We start from the raw sequence: 19,450 nt of genomic DNA, 5'->3' as shown, positions 1-19,450 counted from the left end.
CGCGATGACGATCCTCGGCGAGCGGGGCCAGGCCGGCCTGAAGATCGCTCCGCTCTGCCGGGAGCTCGGCGTCACGAGCGGGTCCTTCTACCACCACTTCGGGTCGTGGGCGGGCTTCGTCGAGGCCATGCTCGCCCACTGGGAGGCCGAGAAGACCCAGACGCTGCTCGCGCTGACCTGGCAGGCCGAGGACCCGTGGGAACGCGTGACGGTGATGAAGAACCTCGCCGTCACGGTGCCGCACGAGGCCGAGGCGGCCATCCGGGCGTGGGGGAAGCTCGACCCGGCCGTCGGGCACGCACAGCAGCGGGTGGACGCGGCGCGGATCGAGGGCCTCCGCGTGGTGGTCGCCGGGGTCGGCGGCGACGACGCCACCGCGCGGCGGCTGTCGCTGATGGGCATCGCGCTGCTGGCGGGCGTGCAGCAGATCCGGGGTCTCGTCGACCGGGAGGAGCTGCTGGGCGTCCTCAACGACTTCGAGCAGGTCATCGCGGCCAACGTCCCCACCACGGCCGGGGCCGCGCGCCGTTCCTGATCGCCCTCCGGCGCTCCGCGGTCTGATCGCCTCCGGCGCTCCGCAGTCTGATCGCCTCCGGCGAAAATCATTTGCGTAATGAGTGAACACTCATCTAGTTTCCCGGCATGGTCACCAGGGAACGTCGTGCAGCGCGGATGGCGCCCGACGACCGCCGGGCGGCCATCATCGACGCCACCCTGCCACTCGTGCTCGAGCACGGCTCGGGAGTCAGCACGCGGTTGATCGCCGAGGCCGCGGACGTCGCCGAGGGCACCATCTACCGCGTCTTCCCGGACAAGGACGCGCTCATGTGCGCGGTCACGGAGAAGGCCTTCGACCCGGAGCCGACGCTGGCGCAGCTGGCGGCGATCGACCGGCAGCTGCCGCTGCGCGACCGGCTCGTCGCGGCCGCCGTCGTGATGCAGCACCGGCTGGTCGGGGCGTTCGTCCTCATCGACGCCCTGGGTCTGACCGGCCCGCCTCCGGGGCGCCAGGAGGCTCGGAGGGTCATGAACGACGCCTTCCACGCCGCGCTCGTGGACGTCGTGGGCCCCGACGAGCCCGCGCTGACCGTGCCCGCCGGGGAGCTGGTCCACGTCCTGCGCCTGCTGGTCTTCTCCGGCTCCCACCCGCGCATCTCCGACGGGCGCCTGCTCGACGCCGAGCAGATCGTCACGATCCTGCTCGACGGCGTGCTGGCCCGGCCCGGCTGCCGGCACCACCACGCCATGACCGAGGACGCAGCATGCTGATCCGACTCCTGCGCACCCACCTGCGCCCTTACGCCCGGCAGCTGTGGCTCGTCGTCGTCCTCCAGACGGTGGGCACGATGGCGGCGCTCTACCTGCCGAGCCTGAACGCCGACATCATCGACCAGGGAATCGCCAAGGGGGACACGCCCTACATCCTCGGGGCGGGCGGGTGGATGCTGCTCGTGACGCTGGTGCAGATCGTCTGCTCCATCGCCGCGGTCTGGTACGGCGCCCGCACCGCCATGAGCTTCGGCCGTGACGTCCGCGCCGCCGTGTTCCACCGGGTCGGCGGGTTCTCCGCCCGCGAGGTCAACCGCTTCGGCGCGCCGTCGCTGATCACCCGCAACACGAACGACGTCCAGCAGGTCCAGATGCTCGTGCTGATGTCCTGCACGATGCTCGTCTCGGCGCCGATCATGTGTGTCGGTGGCGTGATCATGGCGCTGCGCGAGGACGTCGGCCTGTCCTGGCTGATGGTGGTCAGCGTGCCGGTGCTGATCGTCGCGATCGGCCTCGTGATCATCCGGATGGTGCCCAAGTTCCGCCTCATGCAGGTCCGGATCGACGCGGTCAACCGGGTGCTGCGCGAGCAGATCACCGGCATCCGCGTGGTGCGCGCGTTCGTCCGGGAGCCCGTCGAGACCGCGCGGTTCGGCATGGCCAACAGCGAGGTCACCGACGTCGCCATGCGCGCGGGCCGCCTGCAGGCGCTGATCTTCCCGATCGTCACGCTCGTGCTCAACGTCTCCAGTGTGGCGGTGCTGTGGTTCGGCGCCGCCCGCATCGACGCCGGCGAGATGCAGGTCGGGTCGCTCACCGCGTTCCTGGCCTACCTGCTGCAGATCCTCATGGCGGTCATGATGGCCACGTTCATGGCGATCATGATCCCGCGCGCGGCGGTGTGCGCCGACCGCATCACGGAGGTGCTCGACACCGAGTCCTCGGTCGCGCCCCCGGAGCGCCCGGTCCGGTCGCTGCGCACGGGGGGTGAGCTGGTGTTCGACCGCGCAGGCTTCCGGTACCCGGGTGCGTCCGCGCCGGTGCTGAGCGACGTCACGCTGACGGCACTGCCCGGGCGCACCACCGCGATCGTCGGCAGCACCGGCGCCGGCAAGACCACGCTGGTCTCGATGGTGCCGCGGCTCTTCGACGTCACCGCGGGCTCGGTGTCGGTGGACGGCGTCGATGTCCGGGAGATGGATCCCGAGGACCTGTGGAGCCGCATCGGCCTCGTGCCGCAGCGGCCGTACCTGTTCTCCGGCACGGTCGCCAGCAACCTGCGCTACGGCAACCCCGACGCGACGGACGACGATCTCTGGGAGGCGCTGCGCATCGCCCAGGGCGAGGAGTTCGTCCGCGCGATGGAGGGCGGGCTGGAGGCGCCGATCGCCCAGGGGGGCACCGACGTCTCCGGCGGCCAGCGCCAGCGGCTCGCGATCGCCCGGGCGCTGGTGCGCAGACCCGAGATCTACCTGTTCGACGACTCGTTCTCCGCGCTCGACCTCGCCACCGACGCCCGCCTGCGGGCGGCGCTCAAACCGGTCACGGCGAACGCGACGGTGGTGATCGTTGCGCAGCGCGTGTCGACCATCCAGGACGCCGACCAGATCGTGGTCCTCGAGGACGGCGCGGTGGTCGGCATCGGCCGCCACGACGAGCTGCTCCGAGCGTGCCCGACCTACGTCGAGATAGTCGAGTCCCAGCTCAGCGCGGAGGTCGCGGCATGAGCCCCACCTACGCACTTCTTCCCGCGGAGGCGGCGTGAGTACCGAGACGAGCGCGCCGGCGAGTGCCCCGGCGGACGCCAAGCCGCGTCAGGACGAGGACACCGTCAAGGCCGCCCGCGGTATGGCGGCCCAGCGCCGCGGCGGCGGCCCGCCGTGGGCGGGTGCGGGGGCACCCGCGGAGAAGGCGTCGAACTTCGGGCCGTCGGCGAAGCGGCTGGCCGCGAGGCTCTCCCCGGAGCGGCTCGGTGTGATCGCCGTGCTGGTCCTGGGCGTGATCAGCGTGGCGCTCAACGTGCTAGGCCCGAAGATCCTCGGCGCCGGCACCGACCTGATCTTCGCGGGTGTCATCGGCAAGCAGCTCCCGGCCGGTGTCACGGCGGAGCAGGCGGCGGCGAGCGCGCGGGCCGGGGGCAACGACGCGATCGCCAACATCATCACCGCGCAGCACGTCATCCCCGGTGTGGGCATCGACTTCACCGCGCTGGGGAAGGTGCTGCTCGGCGTCATCGCGATCTACCTCGGGTCGGCCGTGTTCGGCTACCTGCAGGGCTACCTGCTCAACGGCATCGTGCAGCGCACCGTGTTCGAGCTGCGCCGCGAGGTCGAGGACAAGATCAACCGGCTGCCGCTGAACTACTTCGACCGCCAGCAGCGCGGCGAGGTGCTCAGCCGTGTCACGAACGACATCGACAACGTGCAGACGAGCCTGCAGCAGACGATGAGCCAGCTGCTCACCTCGCTGCTGACGATCGTCGGCGTGCTGGTGATGATGCTGATCGTCTCGCCGCTGCTGTCGATCATCGCGCTGCTCACCATCCCCGCGTCGCTGTGGCTGACGAAGGCCATCGCGAAACGCTCGCAGAAGCAGTTCGTGGCGCAGTGGCGCCACACCGGCGAGCTCAACGGCCTGATCGAGGAGGCGTTCACCGGGCACGAGCTGGTGCGGGTGTTCGGCCGGACGAAGGAGGTGGAGCAGGGCTTCGAGAAGCGCAACGGCGATCTGTTCGGCGCGAGCTTCAAGGCCCAGTTCATCTCCGGGATCATCATGCCGTCGATGATGTTCATCGGGAACCTGAACTACGTGCTCGTCGCCGTGATCGGCGGCTTCCGTGTGGCGTCGGGCGCGATGAGCCTCGGCGACGTGCAGGCGTTCATCCAGTACTCGCGCCAGTTCACCCAGCCGCTGACGCAGGCCGCGTCGATGGCCAACCTGCTGCAGTCCGGGGTGGCCTCGGCCGAGCGGGTGTTCGAGCTGCTCGACGCCGAGGAGCAGCGCCCCGACCCGGTCCCACCCCAGGTGCGCACCGAGCGCCGCGGGCGCGTGGCCTTCGAGAACGTCAGCTTCCGGTACCTCCCCGAGACCCCGCTCATCGACGACCTGTCGCTGGTCGCGGAGCCCGGGCAGACCGTCGCGATCGTCGGGCCGACCGGCGCGGGCAAGACCACGCTGGTGAACCTCATCCTGCGGTTCTACGAGCTCGACGGCGGCCGCATCACCCTCGACGGTGTGGACACGGCCGCGATGACCCGGCAGGACCTGCGCTCGGGCATCGGCATGGTCCTGCAGGACACGTGGCTCTTCGGCGGCACCATCCGCGACAACATCGCCTACGGCAACCCGGACGCCACGCCTGCGCAGCTGCTGGACGCGGCGAGGGCCACCTACGTCGACAGGTTCGTGCGCAGCCTCCCCGACGGCTACGACACGGTGATCGACGAGGAGGGCTCCAACGTCTCGGCGGGGGAGAAGCAGCTGATCACGATCGCGCGGGCGTTCCTCGCCGACCCGTCGCTGCTCATCCTCGACGAGGCCACCAGCTCCGTCGACACCCGCACCGAGGTGCTGGTGCAGCGGGCCATGGCGGCGCTGCGCAGCGACCGTACGAGCTTCGTGATCGCCCACCGCCTCTCCACGATCCGCGACGCCGACCTCATCCTCGTGATGGAGTCGGGCAGCATCGTGGAGCAGGGCACCCACGAGCAGCTGCTCGAGGCCCGCGGCGCCTACTACCGGCTCTACAACGCGCAGTTCGCCGGCGCGGTGTCGGGCACGGAGTGAGCCGGGCCCGGCCGGGGATCCGGCCGGGCCGCTCCCTCAGGCCTGCTCCGACGTGGCCATCTCGGGCTTGCGTCCGAGCAGGCGCTGCCACCAGGACGCGGTGGCCGCGGTCTCGTCGGCGGGTGCGGCGGCCGCGGCGCGCTCGGCGTCGACGAAGCCCTCCACCGGGGCCCACGGCTGCCCGTCGCGGGCGCGGGACAGGAACGCCGACGCGGCGGCGAGGCCGGCGCGCACGCCCTCCTCGGAGGGGGTGCACGTCAGCGCGTGGCCGATGCCGAGCTCGGCGGCGGCGGCCGTGTCGGTGCCGAGGCCGACGAACGCGAACTCCCACGCGTAGTCGCGATGCTGGGCGCCGACGAGGTCCGCGATCGCGTCACGGCTCCAGCGGGTGCCCGCGGTGCCGGCACCCACGACGAGGACGAGGACCCGCGAGGGGCGCTCCTCCTCGGGCATCGTCGACAGCGCCGCGCCGAGGTCGGTGATCAGCACGCCGAGGTCGTCGCGCACGGCGGCCGTGCCGCGGGACCGCAGCGCCGGCACGGTGACGTCGGCGACGGGGCGCAGCGCGGGCATGGTCGCGCCCGTGGGCACGACGGTCGCGAGCACGTCGGTGCTCTGCTGGTCGGCGGTGTCCTGCTGGTTGGCGCTGTCCTGCTGGTCGGCCCTGTCCTGCTGGTCGGAGAGCATGCCCGCCAGGCCCGCGCGCAGTGCGGCGCGAACCGGACGGGTGGCTCGGGAACGGTCGGCGAGGATGGCGATGGCGGTACGCCCCGGCTTGGTCACCGCGCCAGGATCCCGTACGCCCCGCGACGCTGATCGGCCACCCCGGGTAACTGCATCGGTCCAGCTCAGGCGCGCTCGCTCACGCGTAGAGGCCCGCGTGCTCGGCGCGGAGCTTGTACTTCAGGACCTTGCCGCCGACCGTCTCCGGCAGTGCGTCCGCCACCACGATGCGCTTGGGCGTCTCGAAGCCGGCCAGTCGCTCGCGGCAGTAGGCCAGTACGTCCGCCTCCACGGGGACGGCGCCCGGCTGCGGCACCACCACCGCCGTGACGGCCTCGCCCCAGCGCTCGTGCGGCAGGCCCACCACAGCGGCGCGCGCCACGTCGGGATGGGTCATGAGCACGGCCTCCACGCGCATGCTGGAGACGTTCTCGCCGCCGGACTTCACGATGTCCTTGTAGCGGTCCACCATGATCCGCAGGCCGTCCTCGTCGACAGCCCCGGGGGGAATCTCGACGCTGTCGCCCGAGTGGAACCAGCCGCCACGGAACGCCTCGGCGGTGGCCTCGGGGTTGCGGTAGTAGCCGGCCGTCATGATCGGGGAGCGGTAGACGGCCTCACCGGGCTCGCCGCGCACGGGCTCGCCGGTCTCGTCCACCACCTCGGAGGAGAGCAGCGGGCTGGGCATGCCGACGTAGTTGACGGCCGGGGCCGTGCGGCGGTGCAGGTCGGGCCACTTCGTGGGCCAGAACCGGTGGCAGGCGATGGCCTCGGTCTGGCCGAAGATCCCGAAGGTGACCAGGTCGCCGCAGTGCTTGACGAGCTCGTCGAGCGTCGCCGGGGCCAGGGCGCCCCAGCCGTAGACCAGCACCTCCAGCGCGGAGACGTCCAGCTCGGGGTGCTCGTCGAGCTCGGCGACGAGACCGGTGACGAACTGCGGGGACCCGGCCCAGACGGCCGTGGCGCGCTCCGCGGCCAGCGCCTGCACGACCGGCCCGGGAGCCGGGCGGCGGCCGACGATCAGCGACCCGCCGGCCAGGAACGCCGAGAACGTGAAGATCTGGTCGGTGACGTGGTAGATCAGGGGGAGGAACACCGCGAGCCGCAGGTCGCACTCGTGGCGCAGCCCGCGCGTCAGGGACAGCGCGAAGTTCAGCGCCGCGAGGTGGGTGGAGGAGTGCGAGACCATCACGCCCTTGGGGAGTGACGTGGTGCCCGAGGTGAACAGCAGCTCCCAGATGTCGTCGCCATGGATCTCGACGTCCGGCTCCGTGGCGGGCTCCTCCGCGATCAGGCCGCCGAACGACGGGCTGCCCGCCACCGGGCCGCCGCCGATCGTGATCGTGGCGCCCACGGCCAGATCGGTGGCGTCGAAGGCGTGCTGGGCGCGCGGCCACAGCTCGGCGTCGACGATCGCGAACCGGGGCTCGGTGAGCTCGATCAGGTGCGTGACGACGTCGGTGGCGAGGTTCGGGTTGAGCGGGACCGCGACCATGCCGGCCTTCGCCACGCCGATCTTGGTGAGGTACGCCTCGACGGAGTTCTCACAGAACAGCAGCACGCGGTCGCCCGGGGCGAGGCCTGCGGCGGCGAGCGCGTGGGCGACGCGGTTGGCCGTCTCGTCGGCCTCCCGGTAGGTGACGCGCGCGAACGCCTCCTCGCCGTACGCGCCCTCCCACCCGGTGATCGCGACCTGGTCGGGGTAGCTCCAGGTCAGCCGCTCGAAGACGTCCCCGACGGACGTGCGCTCGAAGCGGTGCACCGCCCGGCGGCCGCGCAGGGTCGTGACGTCGATGTCGGCCTTCGCAGCAGGGTTCATGAGGTCCAGCATGGCGTGATCGCGGTCACGACTTCAAGGGGTAGTCACCAGCGGTTCACTCGCGGGCGCGACGCCCAGGCACGCGTGCGCCATGTCGTCGAGCAGTTCGGCGAGCCGTTCGGGGGCCAGACCGCTCCGGAAGAACAGCGTGGACTGCACGGCGCCGACGGAGGCGTGGACGGCCAGTCGCAGCTCGCCGTCGGCGAGGTCGCGGCGCAGCGGGCTGAGCACGTGCACCCAGTCCTCGATGTAGTGGCGTTGGCGCCTGCGCAGCCTGCGTCGCTCGTCCTCGGGCAGGTTGTGGATCTCCCGGTGGTAGACGGCGAGGATGCTGCGGTCCTCGATCGCGACCCGGATGTGATCCCGGACCAGCGCGGAGAGCGCCGCGTGCTCGTCGCCTGCGGACGCGAGGATCTCCTCGGCGCCGGCCTGCAGACGGTCCATCACCTGGTCGAGCAGGGCGACGAGGACAGCGTCCTTGCTGTCGAAATGGCGGTAGATGCCCGAGCCCACGATGCCGGCCTCGGCGCCGATGTCGGCCATGCCCACGGTGTGGAACCCGCGGCGCGCGGCGAGCTCGGCCGCGGCGGTGAGGATCCGCTCGCGGCGTTCGGGGTCGCGGCGCCTGCGCGCACCTGCGGTGGCCATCTGGCCATCATGGCAGCGCGGCGCTATGGTCGCCACAAGTGAACCGACAATCACTTGTCTGGAGTCAGGGTGGACTTCCTCGAGAGCGATGAGTACCGCGACCTCCGTTCCGCGGTGGGGGCGATCGCCGCCGGCTTCGGCGGTGGGTACTACGCCGAGCACGCCCGCGCCCGCGAGCCCATGACGGAGCTGTGGACCGCACTCGGCGACGGCGGGTACATCGGCGTCAACATCGGCGAGGAGTACGGCGGTGGTGGCGGCGGGCTCGTCGAGCTGGCCCTCGTGTGCGAGGAGATCGCCGCGCAGGGCACGCCGATCCTGCTGCTGCTGGTCACGGCGGCCATCTCGGCCGAGGTGATCGAGGAGTTCGGCTCCGAGGAGCTGCGCAAGGAGTGGCTGCCGGGGTTGGCGAGCGGCGACAAGAAGGTCGTCTTCGCGATCACCGAGCCGGACGCAGGCTCCAACACCCACCAGATCTCCACCACCGCCACCCGCTCCGGCGAGGAGTGGGTGCTCAACGGCACCAAGTACTACATCTCCGGCGTCGACGAGGCCGACGCGCTGCTCGTCGTCGCCCGCAGCGGCAGAGACGCCTCGGGCAAGGCCCTGATGTCGCTGTTCGTGGTACCCACCGACTCGCCGGGACTGGTCCGCACCCCGTTGCCGGTCGACGTGATGGTGCCGGAGCGGCAGTTCACCCTGCACTTCGACGACCTCCGGCTGCCGGCGTCGGCCCTGGTGGGCGACGAGGGCGCAGGCTTCCGCCAGGTGTTCCACGGCCTCAACCCGGAGCGCATCACCGGTGCCGCGATGTGCGTCGGCATCGCCCGGTACGCGCTGGAGCGCGCCGCCGCGTACGCGACCGACCGGAAGGTCTGGGACACGGCCATCGGCGCGCACCAGGGCGTCTCGCACCCTCTGGCCAAGGCCAAGATCGAGACCGAGCTGGCCGCGCTGATGACCCAGAAGGCGGCCTGGCTGCACGATCAGGGGCTGCCGGCCGGTGAGGCGTCCAACATGGCCAAGTACGCGGCGGCCGAGGCGGCCATCGCCGCGTGCGACGCCGCCATGCAGACCCACGGCGGCAACGGCGTCGCGAGCGAGTACGGCCTCCTGCCGTACTGGGGGCTGGCGCGGCTGCTGCGCATCGCGCCGGTGAACCGCGAGATGATCCTCAACTTCGTGGCCCAGCACACGCTGGGCCTCCCGCGGTCCTACTAGGAGCGGCACTCATGGACCTCGACGAGAACCTCATCCAGCGGATCAACGTCGGCGACATGCTGACGCGCACCGCCGCGCTGCGGCCCACACAGCTCGCGCTGGTGGACCGTGGCGTCGACGGGGAGCGGCGCTGGACCTACGCGGAGCTCAACGCGTGGGTCAACCGGCTGGCCCACGGTCTCGCCGGTCGCGGCTACGCGCGCGGCGCCGCGCTGGGGCTGGCGTCGGCCAACAGCGCGGAGTTCCTGGCCGTCTACTTCGCGTGCGCCAAGCTCGGCGTCGTCTGCGTGCCGATGAACCTGGGGTGGCGGCCCGACGAGGTCGCCTACGTCCTCGGGCACTCGCAGGCGCGCGGCATCGTGGTGGAGTCCCAGCTGGTCGGGGCGATGACCGAGGGCATCACCAAGGTCTCCGACGTCGTCGACGTGGTGGTCGCGCCCGGCACCGGCGCGGAGTACGCCGCGTCCCCGGAGGACCGCCGCTGGTCCACACTGGACGACCTGCTGGCCGAGGACACCTCGGAGCCGGAGGTCGTCGTCGAGGACGCCGACGGGCTGAGCTACCTCTACACGTCGGGCACCACGTCGTTCCCGAAGGGCGTGGTCGGCAGCCACAAGGCGATCTACCTCGGCTCGATGTCCGGCGCGCTGGAGGCGGGCTGGAACGCCGGCGACCGGTTCGTCGCGATGATGCCGATGTTCCACACCGCGCAGCTCAACGCGTTCTGCACGCCCGCGGTGCTGGTGGGCGCCACGATCCACGTGCACCGCGGCTTCGACCCCGCCGCGTTCCTCGACGCGATCGAGCGCGAGCGGATCACGCAGGTGTTCGGCCTGCCGATGATGTTCCGGGCGGCGCTGGAGCACCCCTCGTTCGCGGGGCGGGACCTGTCGTCGCTGAAGCGCGCGGTCTACGCGATGGCCCCGATGCCGGACGCCCTGATCCGTGCCTGCCTCGAGGGCTTCGGCTGCGACTTCGCTCTGCTGTTCGGGCAGACCGAGATGAGCCCGGTGACCACGCTGTTCCGCCCGGAGCACCAGCTCACCCACATCGGCGCGGTCGGCACGCCGATCACCGGCGTCCAGGTCGGGATCATGGGTCCAGAGGGTGAGCTGCTGCCCCAGGGCGAGCAGGGCGAGATCGTCTACCGCGGCCCGTCGACGATGAACGGCTACCTGCGCAACCCCGAGGCCACCGGCGAGGCGTTCGCGCACGGCTGGTTCCACTCGGGCGACGTCGGCCGCTTCGACGCCGACGGCGTGCTGTGGTTCGCCGACCGGTACAAGGACGTGATCAAGACCGGCGGCGAGAACGTCGCGTCCATCGAGGTGGAGAAGGCGGTCTACGCCGCCGACCCCCGCGTGGCCGAGGTCGTGGTGGTCGGGCTGCCGCACGAGCGGTGGAGCGAGGCGATCACCGCGGTGGTGGTCCCGAAACCGGGCGAGACGATCGACGAGGCCGAGCTGCTGGTGGCACTCAAGCAGCGGCTCGACGGCTACAAGGTGCCCAAGTCGGTGATCGTGACGAGCGGGCTCCCGAAGACGTCTACCGGCAAGATCCAGAAGAACGTGGTGCGCGACGCCCACACCTCCCACTACCGGAGCAGCTGAATGCCCGTCCTGAAGTCCCTGCTGGACACCTCGTCGGAGACGTACGCGTCGTACCGGAAGGCCCAGCTCGCGGTGCTCGACCAGATGCAGGAGCAGCTGGACCTGGCCGTCGCGGGCGGTGGTGAGCGGTACATGAAGCGCCACCGTGACCGCGGCAAGCTGCCGGCCCGGGAGCGTCTGGAGCTGCTGCTCGACCCGGACAGCCCGTTCCTCGAGCTCTCCCCGATGGCCGCGTGGGGCACCGAGTTCACGGTGGGGGCCAGCGAGATCACCGGCATCGGGGTGGTGTCCGGCGTCGAGTGCGTGATCATCACCCACGACCCGACCGTGCGCGGTGGGTCGATGAACCCCTACTCGCTGCGCAAGACGCTGCGGGCGCTGGAGATCGCGCGGGTCAACCGGCTGCCGGTGATCAACCTCGTCGAGTCGGGCGGGGCGGACCTGCCCACCCAGGCCGACCTGTTCGTCCCGGCGGGGCGGATCTTCCACGAGCTCACCGAGCTGTCGTCGATGGCCATCCCGACCGTCGCGCTGGTGTTCGGCAACTCCACGGCGGGCGGCGCGTACGTGCCGGGCATGTGCGACTACGCGGTGCTCGTCGACAAGGGCGCCAAGGTGTTCCTCGGCGGCCCGCCGCTGGTCAAGATGGCCACCGGTGAGGACGCCGACGACGAGTCGCTCGGCGGTGCGGAGATGCACAGCCGGGTCTCGGGCCTGTCGGACTACTTCGCCGTCGACGAGCACGACGCCATCCGCATCGGCCGCGAGATCATGACGCGCATCAACTGGCACAAGCTCGGGCCCGCGCCGTCGCGGAACCCCGCCCCGCCGCGCTACGACCCGGACGAGATCCTCGGCATCGTCCCGGCCGACACCAAGGTGCCGTTCGATCCGCGCGAGATCCTCGCCCGCACCGTCGACGGCTCGGACTTCGACGAGTACAAGCCGCTCTACGGCACGTCGCTCGTCACGGGCTGGGCGCGGATCCACGGCTATCCGGTGGGGATCCTCGCCAACCACCGCGGCGTGCTGTTCAGCGAGGAGGCCAAGAAGGCCACCGAGTTCATCCTGCTGGCCAACCAGACCGACACTCCGCTGATCTTCCTGCAGAACACCACCGGCTACATGGTCGGCACGGCCTACGAGCAGGGCGGGATCATCAAGGACGGCGCCAAGATGATCAACGCCGTCACCAACAGCCAGGTGCCGCACCTGACGGTCAACATGGCCAGCTCGTTCGGCGCCGGCAACTACGGCATGTCCGGACGCGCCTACGACCCACGGTTGATGTTCGCCTGGCCGGGGGCCAAGCTCGCGGTCATGGGAGCAGCGCAGCTCGCCGGCGTCATGTCGATCGTGGGGAAGGCCTCGGCCGCCTCGCAGGGCAAGCCGTTCGACGACGCCGCCGATGCGAAGCGGACCGCGGCGATCGAGGCGCAGATCGAGGCCGAGTCGCACTCGTTCTACGTCACCGCCCGGCTCTACGACGACGGGATCATCGATCCCCGTGACACCCGCACCGTGCTGGGGCTCTCGCTCTCGGCCGTCCACTCGAACACCGTCGCCGGCCGTCGTGGCTTCGGCGTCTTCCGGATGTGAGCGGCATGATCCAGAAGCTTCTGATCGCCAACCGCGGCGAGATCGCCGCCCGCGTCATGCGCACCGCCCACGCGCTGGGCATCTCGACGGTCGCCGTGTTCTCCGACCCGGACGCCGACGCCCCGTTCGTCGCGCTCGCGGACGAGGCCGTGCGGCTGCCCGGGTCCGCCCCCGGCGACACCTACCTGCGTGGGGACCTCGTCCTCGCCGCGGCGAAGGCCACCGGGGCCGACGCGATCCACCCCGGCTACGGCTTCCTCTCGGAGAACGCCGGCTTCGCGCGCGAGTGCGCCACCGCCGGTGTCACGTTCGTCGGGCCGCCGCCGGAGGCCATCGCGTCGATGGGCTCCAAAGTGGAGGCCAAGGCGCTGATGGAGGCGGCCGGGGTGCCCGTGCTGCCGGGCGCCACGATCACCGACAGCACGGACCTCGCCGCGGTCGCCGCCGCGATCGGCTTCCCGGTGCTGGTCAAGGCCGCGTTCGGCGGCGGCGGGCGCGGCATGCGTGTCGTCCACACGCCCGACGAGCTCACCGACGCCGTCGACGGGGCGCGGCGCGAGGCCGCGTCCGCGTTCGGCGACGGCACGGTGTTCCTGGAGCGGTTCGTCGTCGACCCGCGTCACGTCGAGGTGCAGATCGTCGGCGACACCCACGGCACCGTCGTGCACCTGTTCGAGCGCGAGTGCTCCATCCAGCGTCGCTACCAGAAGATCGTCGAGGAGGCGCCGTCCCCGGCCGTCGACGACGCACTGCGCGCGGAGCTGGGCGCGGCGGCCGTCGCGGCGGGCAAGGCGCTGGGCTACACGGGCGTCGGCACCGTCGAGTTCGTGCTGGACGCGAAGGGCGCGTTCCACTTCCTCGAGGTCAACACCCGGCTGCAGGTCGAGCACCCGGTCACCGAGCTGGTCACCGGGCTCGATCTCGTGGAGGTGCAGCTGCGGGTGGCCGAGGGCGATCCGCTGCCCGAATCCGTCACCGGCGCCCGCATCGACGGGCACGCCATCGAGGTCCGGCTCTACGCCGAGGACGTCCCCGCGGGGTTCCTGCCCGCCACCGGCACGCTGCACCGCTGCCGCATCGCGCCCTCGTCGGGCATCCGCGTCGACACCGGCGTCGTCGACGGGTCGGTGGTCGGCACGGCCTACGACCCGATGCTGGCCAAGGTCATCGCCCACGGCCCCACCCGCGCCGACGCCGCCCGCAGGCTCGCCCGCGCGTTGCAGGACGCGCAGCTGCACGGCGTCACGACGAACCGGGACCTGCTGGTCGGGATTCTCCGCGAGGAGGAGTTCCTCGCGGGCGGCACCGACACCGGGTACCTGACCAGGCACGATCCGGCCACGCTGGCGGCGACGCCGTCCGTGGCGACGCACGCGGCGGCCGCCGCGCTCGCCACGCAGGCCGGCAACCGCGACGGGGCGCGCGTGCTGGGCACGCTGCCCTCGGGCTGGCGCAACGTGGCCTCCGCCCTGCAGCGCGTGAGCTACACGGTGGGGGAGGAGACCCTCGAGGTCGGCTACCGGCTCTCGCGGGACGGCCTGCGCGTCACGGTCGACGGTGAACCGCTCGACGCGCGGCTGCTGTCGGCGGCTCCGGACGCCGTCGCGCTGGAGGTCGGCGGGGTCCGCCGCGCCTACGCCGTGCACCGGGTCGGCGGCGTCGCGTACGTCGACGGGCCCGACGGCTCCTCGGCGCTGGCGGAGGTGCCCCGGTTCGCCGACCCCAACGCCGTCGCGCACGCGGGGTCGCTGCTCGCCCCGATGCCCGGTGGGGTGGTGCGGGTGCTCGCCGAGCCCGGCGCCGCCGTCACCGCGGGACAGCCGCTCGTCGTCCTGGAGGCGATGAAGATGGAGCACACCGTGGTGGCTCCCGTGGACGGCACGGTCACGGAGCTGCACGTGGCTCCGGGCGATCAGGTGGACACCGGCCAGGTGCTCGCGGTCGTCGACGACGGGAGCGGCTCATGAACATCGCGAACCTGCTGCGCCGCGCGGCAGCCGACCATGCCGGGCAGGTCGCCCTGCGCCTGGACGACGAGGAGATCGGCTACGGCCACTTCACGGAGATCGGCGGCCGGTTCGCCGCGTACCTGCACGCCGAGGGCATGGCGCCGGGTGACCGGGTCGGGTTCTTCCTGCCCAACACCCTCGAGTACCTCACGGGTCTGCTCGGCGTCTGGCAGGCGGGCGGGGTGGGGGTGCCGCTGAACTACATGTTTCCCGAGGCCGCCCTGCGCTTCGCGATCACCGACTCGGGGGTCACCCACCTCGTGGTGCTGCCCGGGGACGTCGCCCGGCTGGAGTCGCTGCTCGCCGGGGCGCCCGTCCGGCTGCTCACCACCGGCGCGGGCGGCGGGTTCGCCGAGGCCGTGGCCGCACACGAGCCCGTGCACACCGTCGTGCCGCGGCTCGACCGCGACGACGCACTGATCATGTACACGTCCGGCTCCACCGGTGTGCCCAAGGGCGTGCGGCAGACCCACCGCAACATCACCGCCCAGGTCGACGGGGTGGTCGACCTCTACGAGATCACCTCCGCCGACCACGTGCTCAACTGCATGCCGCTGTTCCACGTCGGCGGGCTGCAGCTCGCGAGCCTGCCGGTACTGCTGCGCGGCGGGCAGATCACGTTCATGGCGAGGTGGGACCCGCTGGTCTGGATCGACCTGGCCCGGCGGCTGCGCCCCACCTACGGTGGGCTCATCGCCACGATGATGATCGACGTCGGCAACCGCACGGTCGGCGCGCCCGTCGTGCTCGACTCGTTCCGCATCTGCATGTTCGGCGGCTCGCGCACCCCGACCGCGTCGATCGACCGGCTGGCCGCGGGCACGGGTATCGAGGGCGTCGAGATCTACGGGCAGACCGAGCAGAGCGGGCTCGTCGTCTCCTACGCGGCCGGCGACACGCGACGGCCCGACTCGATGGGCCGTCCACTGGAGCAGGTGGTGCGCACCAGGCTGGTCTCGCCGACGACCGCCACCGACGTCAAGGAGGACGGTGAGGTGGGCGAGCTGTGGGTGCAGGGCGATGCCGTCACCCCCGGCTACTGGAACCTGCCGGAGCTGATCGAGGAGAAGTGGTCCGACGGCTGGTTCCGCACCGGCGACCTCATGTCCCGCGATGCGGACGGATACCTCTACTACGTCGACCGCATCGACGACATGATCATCTCGGGTGGGGAGAACATCTTCCCGCAGATGGTCGAGGAGCACCTGGCCGACTGCCCGGACCTGGCCGAGGTCGCGGTGATCGGCACGCCGCACGAGCGGTGGGTGGAGCAGGTCACGGCGGTGGTCGTGCCCAGCCGCGAGGGCGTCACGGTCGAGGAGATCGCCGCGTACTGCGCCACCGACCCGAACCTGCGGGGTATGCACCGGCCCCGCCGCATCGAGATCGTCGACGCGCTGCCGCGCACCGGCAGCGGCAAGCTCAACCGGCCCGAGCTGCGGAGGATGTTCCCGTGACGGACGTCGTCCGATACGAGGTCGAGAACGGCGTGGCCTGGCTGACGATCGACCGTCCCGAGGCCCGCAACGCGCTGAACCGGGCCGTGCGGGAGGGCCTGCTCGCCGGGATGCAGCGGTTCGGCGCCGACGACGACGCGCGCGTGCTGGTGCTGACCGGCGCGGGCGAGAAGGCGTTCTGCGCGGGCGGAGACCTCAAGGAGATGGCCGCGGACGCCCTGACGGTGCCGCCGCCGGACTTCGTGCCGCAGCCGGGCCGCACCGTCGACGTCTCGAAGCCCACGATCGCCGCGGTGAACGGCGCCGCGCTGGCCGGCGGGTTCCTGCTCACGCAGCAGTGCGACCTCGTGGTGGCCGCCGAGCACGCGGCGTTCGGCGTGAGCGAGGTCAAGGTCGGCCGCGGCGCCCCGTGGGCTGCCCCGCTGTCGTGGCTGGTGCCGCCGCGGGTCGCGCTGCAGATGCTGCTCACCGGTGACCCGCTGACGGCCCGCCGCGCGCACGAGGTGGGGCTCGTCAACGACGTCGTGCCCACGTGCGAGCTGCGCGACCACGTCCAGAGCCTGGCCGAGCGGATCGCGGCCAACGCACCGCTGTCGGTGCGGGCGGCCAAGGCCACGGCGTACCTCTCGGCGGAGCACCCGCTGAGCGAGGCCTACCGCTTGGCCGAGGAGATCTGGGAACCGGTGTACCTCTCCGAGGACGCCCAGGAGGGGCCGCGTGCCTTCCGCGAGAAGCGCGCACCCGTGTGGAAGGGACGATAGCGATGCCGGTGTCCATGGACGCGCTGGCCGACGACCTGGCCGCGGAGTCGGCGGTCCTGCGGGGCCTGCTCGCCCCGCTGTCGGAGGACGACTGGCGCCGCGCCACGCCGGCGGCCGGCTGGGCGATCGGCGACCAGGTGTCGCACCTCGCGGCGTTCGACGACGTGGCCGTGCAGTCGGCCACCGATCCCGACGCCTTCCGTGCCGAGCTGGAGAAGATCGTCGCCGCCGGCGGGGTGAGCCCGGACGCGATCGCCGAGCAGCACCGCGGCAAGTCCGGCGCGGAGCTGCTCGCCTGGTTCGACGACGCCCGGGCCCGGCTGATCGCGTCGTTCCGGCCGCTGGACCCGTCGCTGCGCGTGCCGTGGTTCGGCCCGGCCATGAGCGCGGCGTCGTCGCTGACCGCCCGGATCATGGAGACGTGGGCGCACGGGCAGGACGTGGCCGACACCGTCGGCGTTCAGCGCGAGCCCACCGACCGGCTGCGCCACGTGGCCCACATCGGCATCGGCGCGCGGGCCTACAGCTACCTGGTGAACGGCCGTGAGGTGAGCACGTCGCCCGTCCGCGTCGAGCTCGACGCCCCCAGCGGCGCCCGCTGGACGTGGGGGCCGGAGGGGGCCGAGGACCAGATCAGCGGGCCGGCCCTGGACTTCTGCCTGGCGGTCACCCAGCGCCGGCACCGCGAGGACACCGCGCTGGTGATCACCGGCCCGGTCGCGACGGAGTGGATGACGTTCGCGCAGGCGTTCGCGGGGGACGCCGGCACCGGACGCAAGGCGGGGGAGTTCGCATGACGAGACCGGTGATCATCGGCAACTGCTCGGGTTTCTACGGCGACCGCATCAAGGCCGCGCGCGAGATGGTGGACGGCGGGCCGATCGACGTCCTGTGCGGCGACTACCTCGCCGAGCTCACGATGCTCATCCTCGCGAAGGCGCAGGCCAAGGACCCGGCCACCGGATATGCGAAGACGTTCCTCACGCAGGTCGAGGACGTGCTCGGCACCTGCCTGGAGCGCGGGATCAAGATCGTGTCCAACGCGGGCGGGCTGAACGCCGCCGGGCTGGCAGCGGCGATCCGCGAGGTCGCCGCGACGCTGGGGCTCGACGCGAAGGTCGCCCACGTCGAGGGCGACGACCTGCGCGGCTCCCTCGACGCGATCACCCCCGCCGTGAGCGGGAAGCCCGTGTCGGCCAACGCCTACCTCGGCGGCTGGGGCATCGCGGAGGCGCTCGGCGCGGGCGCGGACGTGGTCGTCACCGGCCGGGTCACCGACGCCTCGCTCGTCGTCGGGCCCGCGGCGTGGTGGCACGGCTGGGCGACCGACGACTGGAACGCGCTGGCCGGCGCCGTCGCGGCCGGGCACGTCATCGAGTGCGGCCCCCAGGCCACGGGCGGCAACTACGCGTTCCTCGACGAGATCACCAACCGCCGCTACCCGGGCTTCCCGATCGCGGAGGTCGCGGCCGACGGCTCGTCGGTCATCACGAAGCACCCCGGAACGGGCGGGCTCGTCTCCGTCGGCACGGTCACCGCGCAGCTGCTCTACGAGATCGCCGAGCCCGCCTACCTGGGCCCGGACGTCACCACGCACTTCGACACGCTCGCTGTGACCCAGGAGGCCCAGCACCGCGTCGCGATCACCGGGACCCACGGCAGTCCGCCGCCGGAGACGCTCAAGGTGGCGCTCAACGACGTCGGCGGCTTCCGCAACACCATGACGCTCGTGCTCACCGGCCTCGACATCGAGGCCAAGGCCGCCCACGCCGAGTCGCTGCTGTTCGAGGTGCTCGGTGGCCGTGACCGGTTCGCCGAGGTCGACACCCGGCTGCTGCGCTTCGACCGTCCCGACGCCGCGTCCAACGCCGAGGCCACCGCGCACCTGCGCGTCACGGTCAAGGACCCGGACCCGCGCAAGGTCGGCCGCGCCTTCTCCAACGCCACGATGGAGCTGGCGCTGGGCGGCTACGCGGGCTTCCACACCACCACCCCGCCCTCGGCCGAGTCGGCGTTCGGCGTCTACCGGCCCGCGGCGGTGCCGCGCACGGCGGTGACGCAGACGGTGGTCCTGCCCGACGGGGAGCGCCGCGCCATCGCTGACCCGCCCCTGTGCTCTGCCCACCCGGACGCATCACCGCCCACCACCGCTGGCTCTTCCCACCCGGGCGCACAAGTGCGTCTCGGGGTGCCGAGCGAAGGGCCGACGCAGCGGGTGCCGCTGGGGCGGCTGTGCGGCGCGCGGTCGGGCGACAAGGGCGGCAACGCCAACGTCGGCCTCTGGACGCGCGACGACGACTCCTACGCCTGGCTGCAGGAGCACCTCACCGTCGACCGGCTCCGGGAGCTGCTCGGGCCGGAGGCCGCCGTCCTGCGGATCGAGCGGTTCGCGCTGCCCAACCTGCGCGCGCTGAACGTCGTGGTGCACGGGCTGCTCGGCGACGGCGTCGCGTCGTCGACCCGGCCCGACCCGCAGGCCAAGGGGCTGGGGGAGTACCTGCGCAGCCGGCTGGTCGACGTGCCGGCCGCGCTGGTCGGCCCTTGACGC

General features: G+C 72.0%; 15 protein-coding genes. 12 read left to right on the top strand and 3 right to left on the bottom strand.

The features are described from left to right. Nucleotides 1-4 precede the first annotated feature (4 nt). The 4 genes from JWR81_RS33790 (at nucleotide 5) to JWR81_RS33775 (ending at nucleotide 5,055) form a co-directional block, all read left to right on the top strand. On the top strand, nucleotides 5-535 hold the full coding sequence (locus JWR81_RS33790; protein WP_297662081.1) for a TetR/AcrR family transcriptional regulator: 531 nt from the start codon (nucleotides 5-7) through the stop codon (nucleotides 533-535). A 107-nt stretch (nucleotides 536-642) separates the two neighbouring features. Next, nucleotides 643-1,269: a TetR/AcrR family transcriptional regulator gene (locus tag JWR81_RS33785; protein ID WP_297662079.1), complete on the top strand. Its 627-nt coding sequence runs from the start codon at nucleotides 643-645 to the stop codon at nucleotides 1,267-1,269. Next, nucleotides 1,263-2,996: an ABC transporter ATP-binding protein gene (locus tag JWR81_RS33780; protein WP_297662077.1), complete on the top strand. Its 1,734-nt coding sequence runs from the start codon at nucleotides 1,263-1,265 to the stop codon at nucleotides 2,994-2,996. The genes JWR81_RS33785 and JWR81_RS33780 overlap by 7 nt, the downstream gene beginning before the upstream one ends. A gap of 121 nt (nucleotides 2,997-3,117) precedes the next feature. Then, nucleotides 3,118-5,055, top strand: a complete 1,938-nt coding sequence (locus tag JWR81_RS33775) for an ABC transporter ATP-binding protein (protein WP_297662132.1) — start codon at nucleotides 3,118-3,120, stop codon at nucleotides 5,053-5,055. A gap of 36 nt (nucleotides 5,056-5,091) precedes the next feature. Here the strand turns inward: JWR81_RS33775 and JWR81_RS33770 are convergent, their stop codons facing one another. From JWR81_RS33770 to JWR81_RS33760, 3 genes are all read right to left on the bottom strand, one after another. Continuing rightward, a complete protein-coding gene (locus tag JWR81_RS33770) occupies nucleotides 5,092-5,838 on the bottom strand; it encodes a hypothetical protein (RefSeq protein WP_297662075.1) in 747 nt (248 codons plus the stop codon). 79 nt (nucleotides 5,839-5,917) lie between these two features. After that, complete coding sequence (locus JWR81_RS33765) at nucleotides 5,918-7,597, bottom strand: AMP-binding protein (protein WP_297662073.1); 1,680 nt, start codon at nucleotides 7,595-7,597, stop codon at nucleotides 5,918-5,920. 33 nt (nucleotides 7,598-7,630) lie between these two features. Next, nucleotides 7,631-8,245: a TetR/AcrR family transcriptional regulator gene (locus JWR81_RS33760; protein WP_297662066.1), complete on the bottom strand. Its 615-nt coding sequence runs from the start codon at nucleotides 8,243-8,245 to the stop codon at nucleotides 7,631-7,633. 69 nt (nucleotides 8,246-8,314) lie between these two features. Here JWR81_RS33760 and JWR81_RS33755 point away from each other — a divergent pair, with 69 nt between their 5' ends. From JWR81_RS33755 to JWR81_RS33720, 8 genes are read left to right on the top strand one after another with little or no spacing between them, the layout of a single operon-like run. Then, the gene (locus JWR81_RS33755) at nucleotides 8,315-9,466 is read left to right on the top strand and encodes an acyl-CoA dehydrogenase family protein (RefSeq protein WP_297662064.1); all 1,152 of its coding nucleotides are present in this window, start codon (nucleotides 8,315-8,317) and stop codon (nucleotides 9,464-9,466) included. 11 nt (nucleotides 9,467-9,477) lie between these two features. Then, the gene (locus JWR81_RS33750; protein ID WP_297662062.1) at nucleotides 9,478-11,076 is read left to right on the top strand and encodes an AMP-binding protein; all 1,599 of its coding nucleotides are present in this window, start codon (nucleotides 9,478-9,480) and stop codon (nucleotides 11,074-11,076) included. Further along, a complete protein-coding gene (locus JWR81_RS33745) occupies nucleotides 11,077-12,675 on the top strand; it encodes an acyl-CoA carboxylase subunit beta (RefSeq protein ID WP_297662060.1) in 1,599 nt (532 codons plus the stop codon). 5 nt (nucleotides 12,676-12,680) lie between these two features. After that, on the top strand, nucleotides 12,681-14,642 hold the full coding sequence (locus tag JWR81_RS33740) for a biotin carboxylase N-terminal domain-containing protein (RefSeq protein ID WP_297662058.1): 1,962 nt from the start codon (nucleotides 12,681-12,683) through the stop codon (nucleotides 14,640-14,642). Then, complete coding sequence (locus tag JWR81_RS33735) at nucleotides 14,639-16,141, top strand: class I adenylate-forming enzyme family protein (RefSeq protein WP_297662056.1); 1,503 nt, start codon at nucleotides 14,639-14,641, stop codon at nucleotides 16,139-16,141. The genes JWR81_RS33740 and JWR81_RS33735 overlap by 4 nt, the downstream gene beginning before the upstream one ends. Then, complete coding sequence (locus JWR81_RS33730) at nucleotides 16,138-16,902, top strand: enoyl-CoA hydratase-related protein (protein WP_297662054.1); 765 nt, start codon at nucleotides 16,138-16,140, stop codon at nucleotides 16,900-16,902. The genes JWR81_RS33735 and JWR81_RS33730 overlap by 4 nt, the downstream gene beginning before the upstream one ends. A gap of 2 nt (nucleotides 16,903-16,904) precedes the next feature. Then, nucleotides 16,905-17,699: a TIGR03084 family metal-binding protein gene (locus tag JWR81_RS33725; RefSeq protein WP_297662052.1), complete on the top strand. Its 795-nt coding sequence runs from the start codon at nucleotides 16,905-16,907 to the stop codon at nucleotides 17,697-17,699. After that, nucleotides 17,696-19,447, top strand: coding sequence for an acyclic terpene utilization AtuA family protein (locus tag JWR81_RS33720; protein ID WP_297662050.1), 1,752 nt, complete (start codon nucleotides 17,696-17,698; stop codon nucleotides 19,445-19,447). The genes JWR81_RS33725 and JWR81_RS33720 overlap by 4 nt, the downstream gene beginning before the upstream one ends. Nucleotides 19,448-19,450: the final 3 nt, after the last annotated feature.

This window comes from Pseudonocardia sp. (assembly GCF_025965585.1).
Taxonomy (GTDB): domain Bacteria; phylum Actinomycetota; class Actinomycetes; order Mycobacteriales; family Pseudonocardiaceae; genus Pseudonocardia.
This window is presented reverse-complemented; position numbering and strand designations above follow the sequence as displayed.

Excerpts from the sequence above, each read along its gene's own strand:
- JWR81_RS33790 (WP_297662081.1), top strand. The coding sequence starts at position 5 with ATGACGATCCTCGGCGAGCGGGGCCAGGCCGGCCTGAAGATCGCTCCG.
- JWR81_RS33785 (WP_297662079.1), top strand. The coding sequence starts at position 643 with ATGGTCACCAGGGAACGTCGTGCAGCGCGGATGGCGCCCGACGACCGC.
- JWR81_RS33780 (WP_297662077.1), top strand. The coding sequence starts at position 1,263 with ATGCTGATCCGACTCCTGCGCACCCACCTGCGCCCTTACGCCCGGCAG.
- JWR81_RS33775 (WP_297662132.1), top strand. The coding sequence starts at position 3,118 with ATGGCGGCCCAGCGCCGCGGCGGCGGCCCGCCGTGGGCGGGTGCGGGG.
- JWR81_RS33765 (WP_297662073.1), bottom strand. The coding sequence starts at position 7,597 with ATGAACCCTGCTGCGAAGGCCGACATCGACGTCACGACCCTGCGCGGC.
- JWR81_RS33760 (WP_297662066.1), bottom strand. The coding sequence starts at position 8,245 with ATGGCCACCGCAGGTGCGCGCAGGCGCCGCGACCCCGAACGCCGCGAG.
- JWR81_RS33750 (WP_297662062.1), top strand. The coding sequence starts at position 9,478 with ATGGACCTCGACGAGAACCTCATCCAGCGGATCAACGTCGGCGACATG.
- JWR81_RS33745 (WP_297662060.1), top strand. The coding sequence starts at position 11,077 with ATGCCCGTCCTGAAGTCCCTGCTGGACACCTCGTCGGAGACGTACGCG.
- JWR81_RS33740 (WP_297662058.1), top strand. The coding sequence starts at position 12,681 with ATGATCCAGAAGCTTCTGATCGCCAACCGCGGCGAGATCGCCGCCCGC.
- JWR81_RS33735 (WP_297662056.1), top strand. The coding sequence starts at position 14,639 with ATGAACATCGCGAACCTGCTGCGCCGCGCGGCAGCCGACCATGCCGGG.
- JWR81_RS33725 (WP_297662052.1), top strand. The coding sequence starts at position 16,905 with ATGCCGGTGTCCATGGACGCGCTGGCCGACGACCTGGCCGCGGAGTCG.
- JWR81_RS33720 (WP_297662050.1), top strand. The coding sequence starts at position 17,696 with ATGACGAGACCGGTGATCATCGGCAACTGCTCGGGTTTCTACGGCGAC.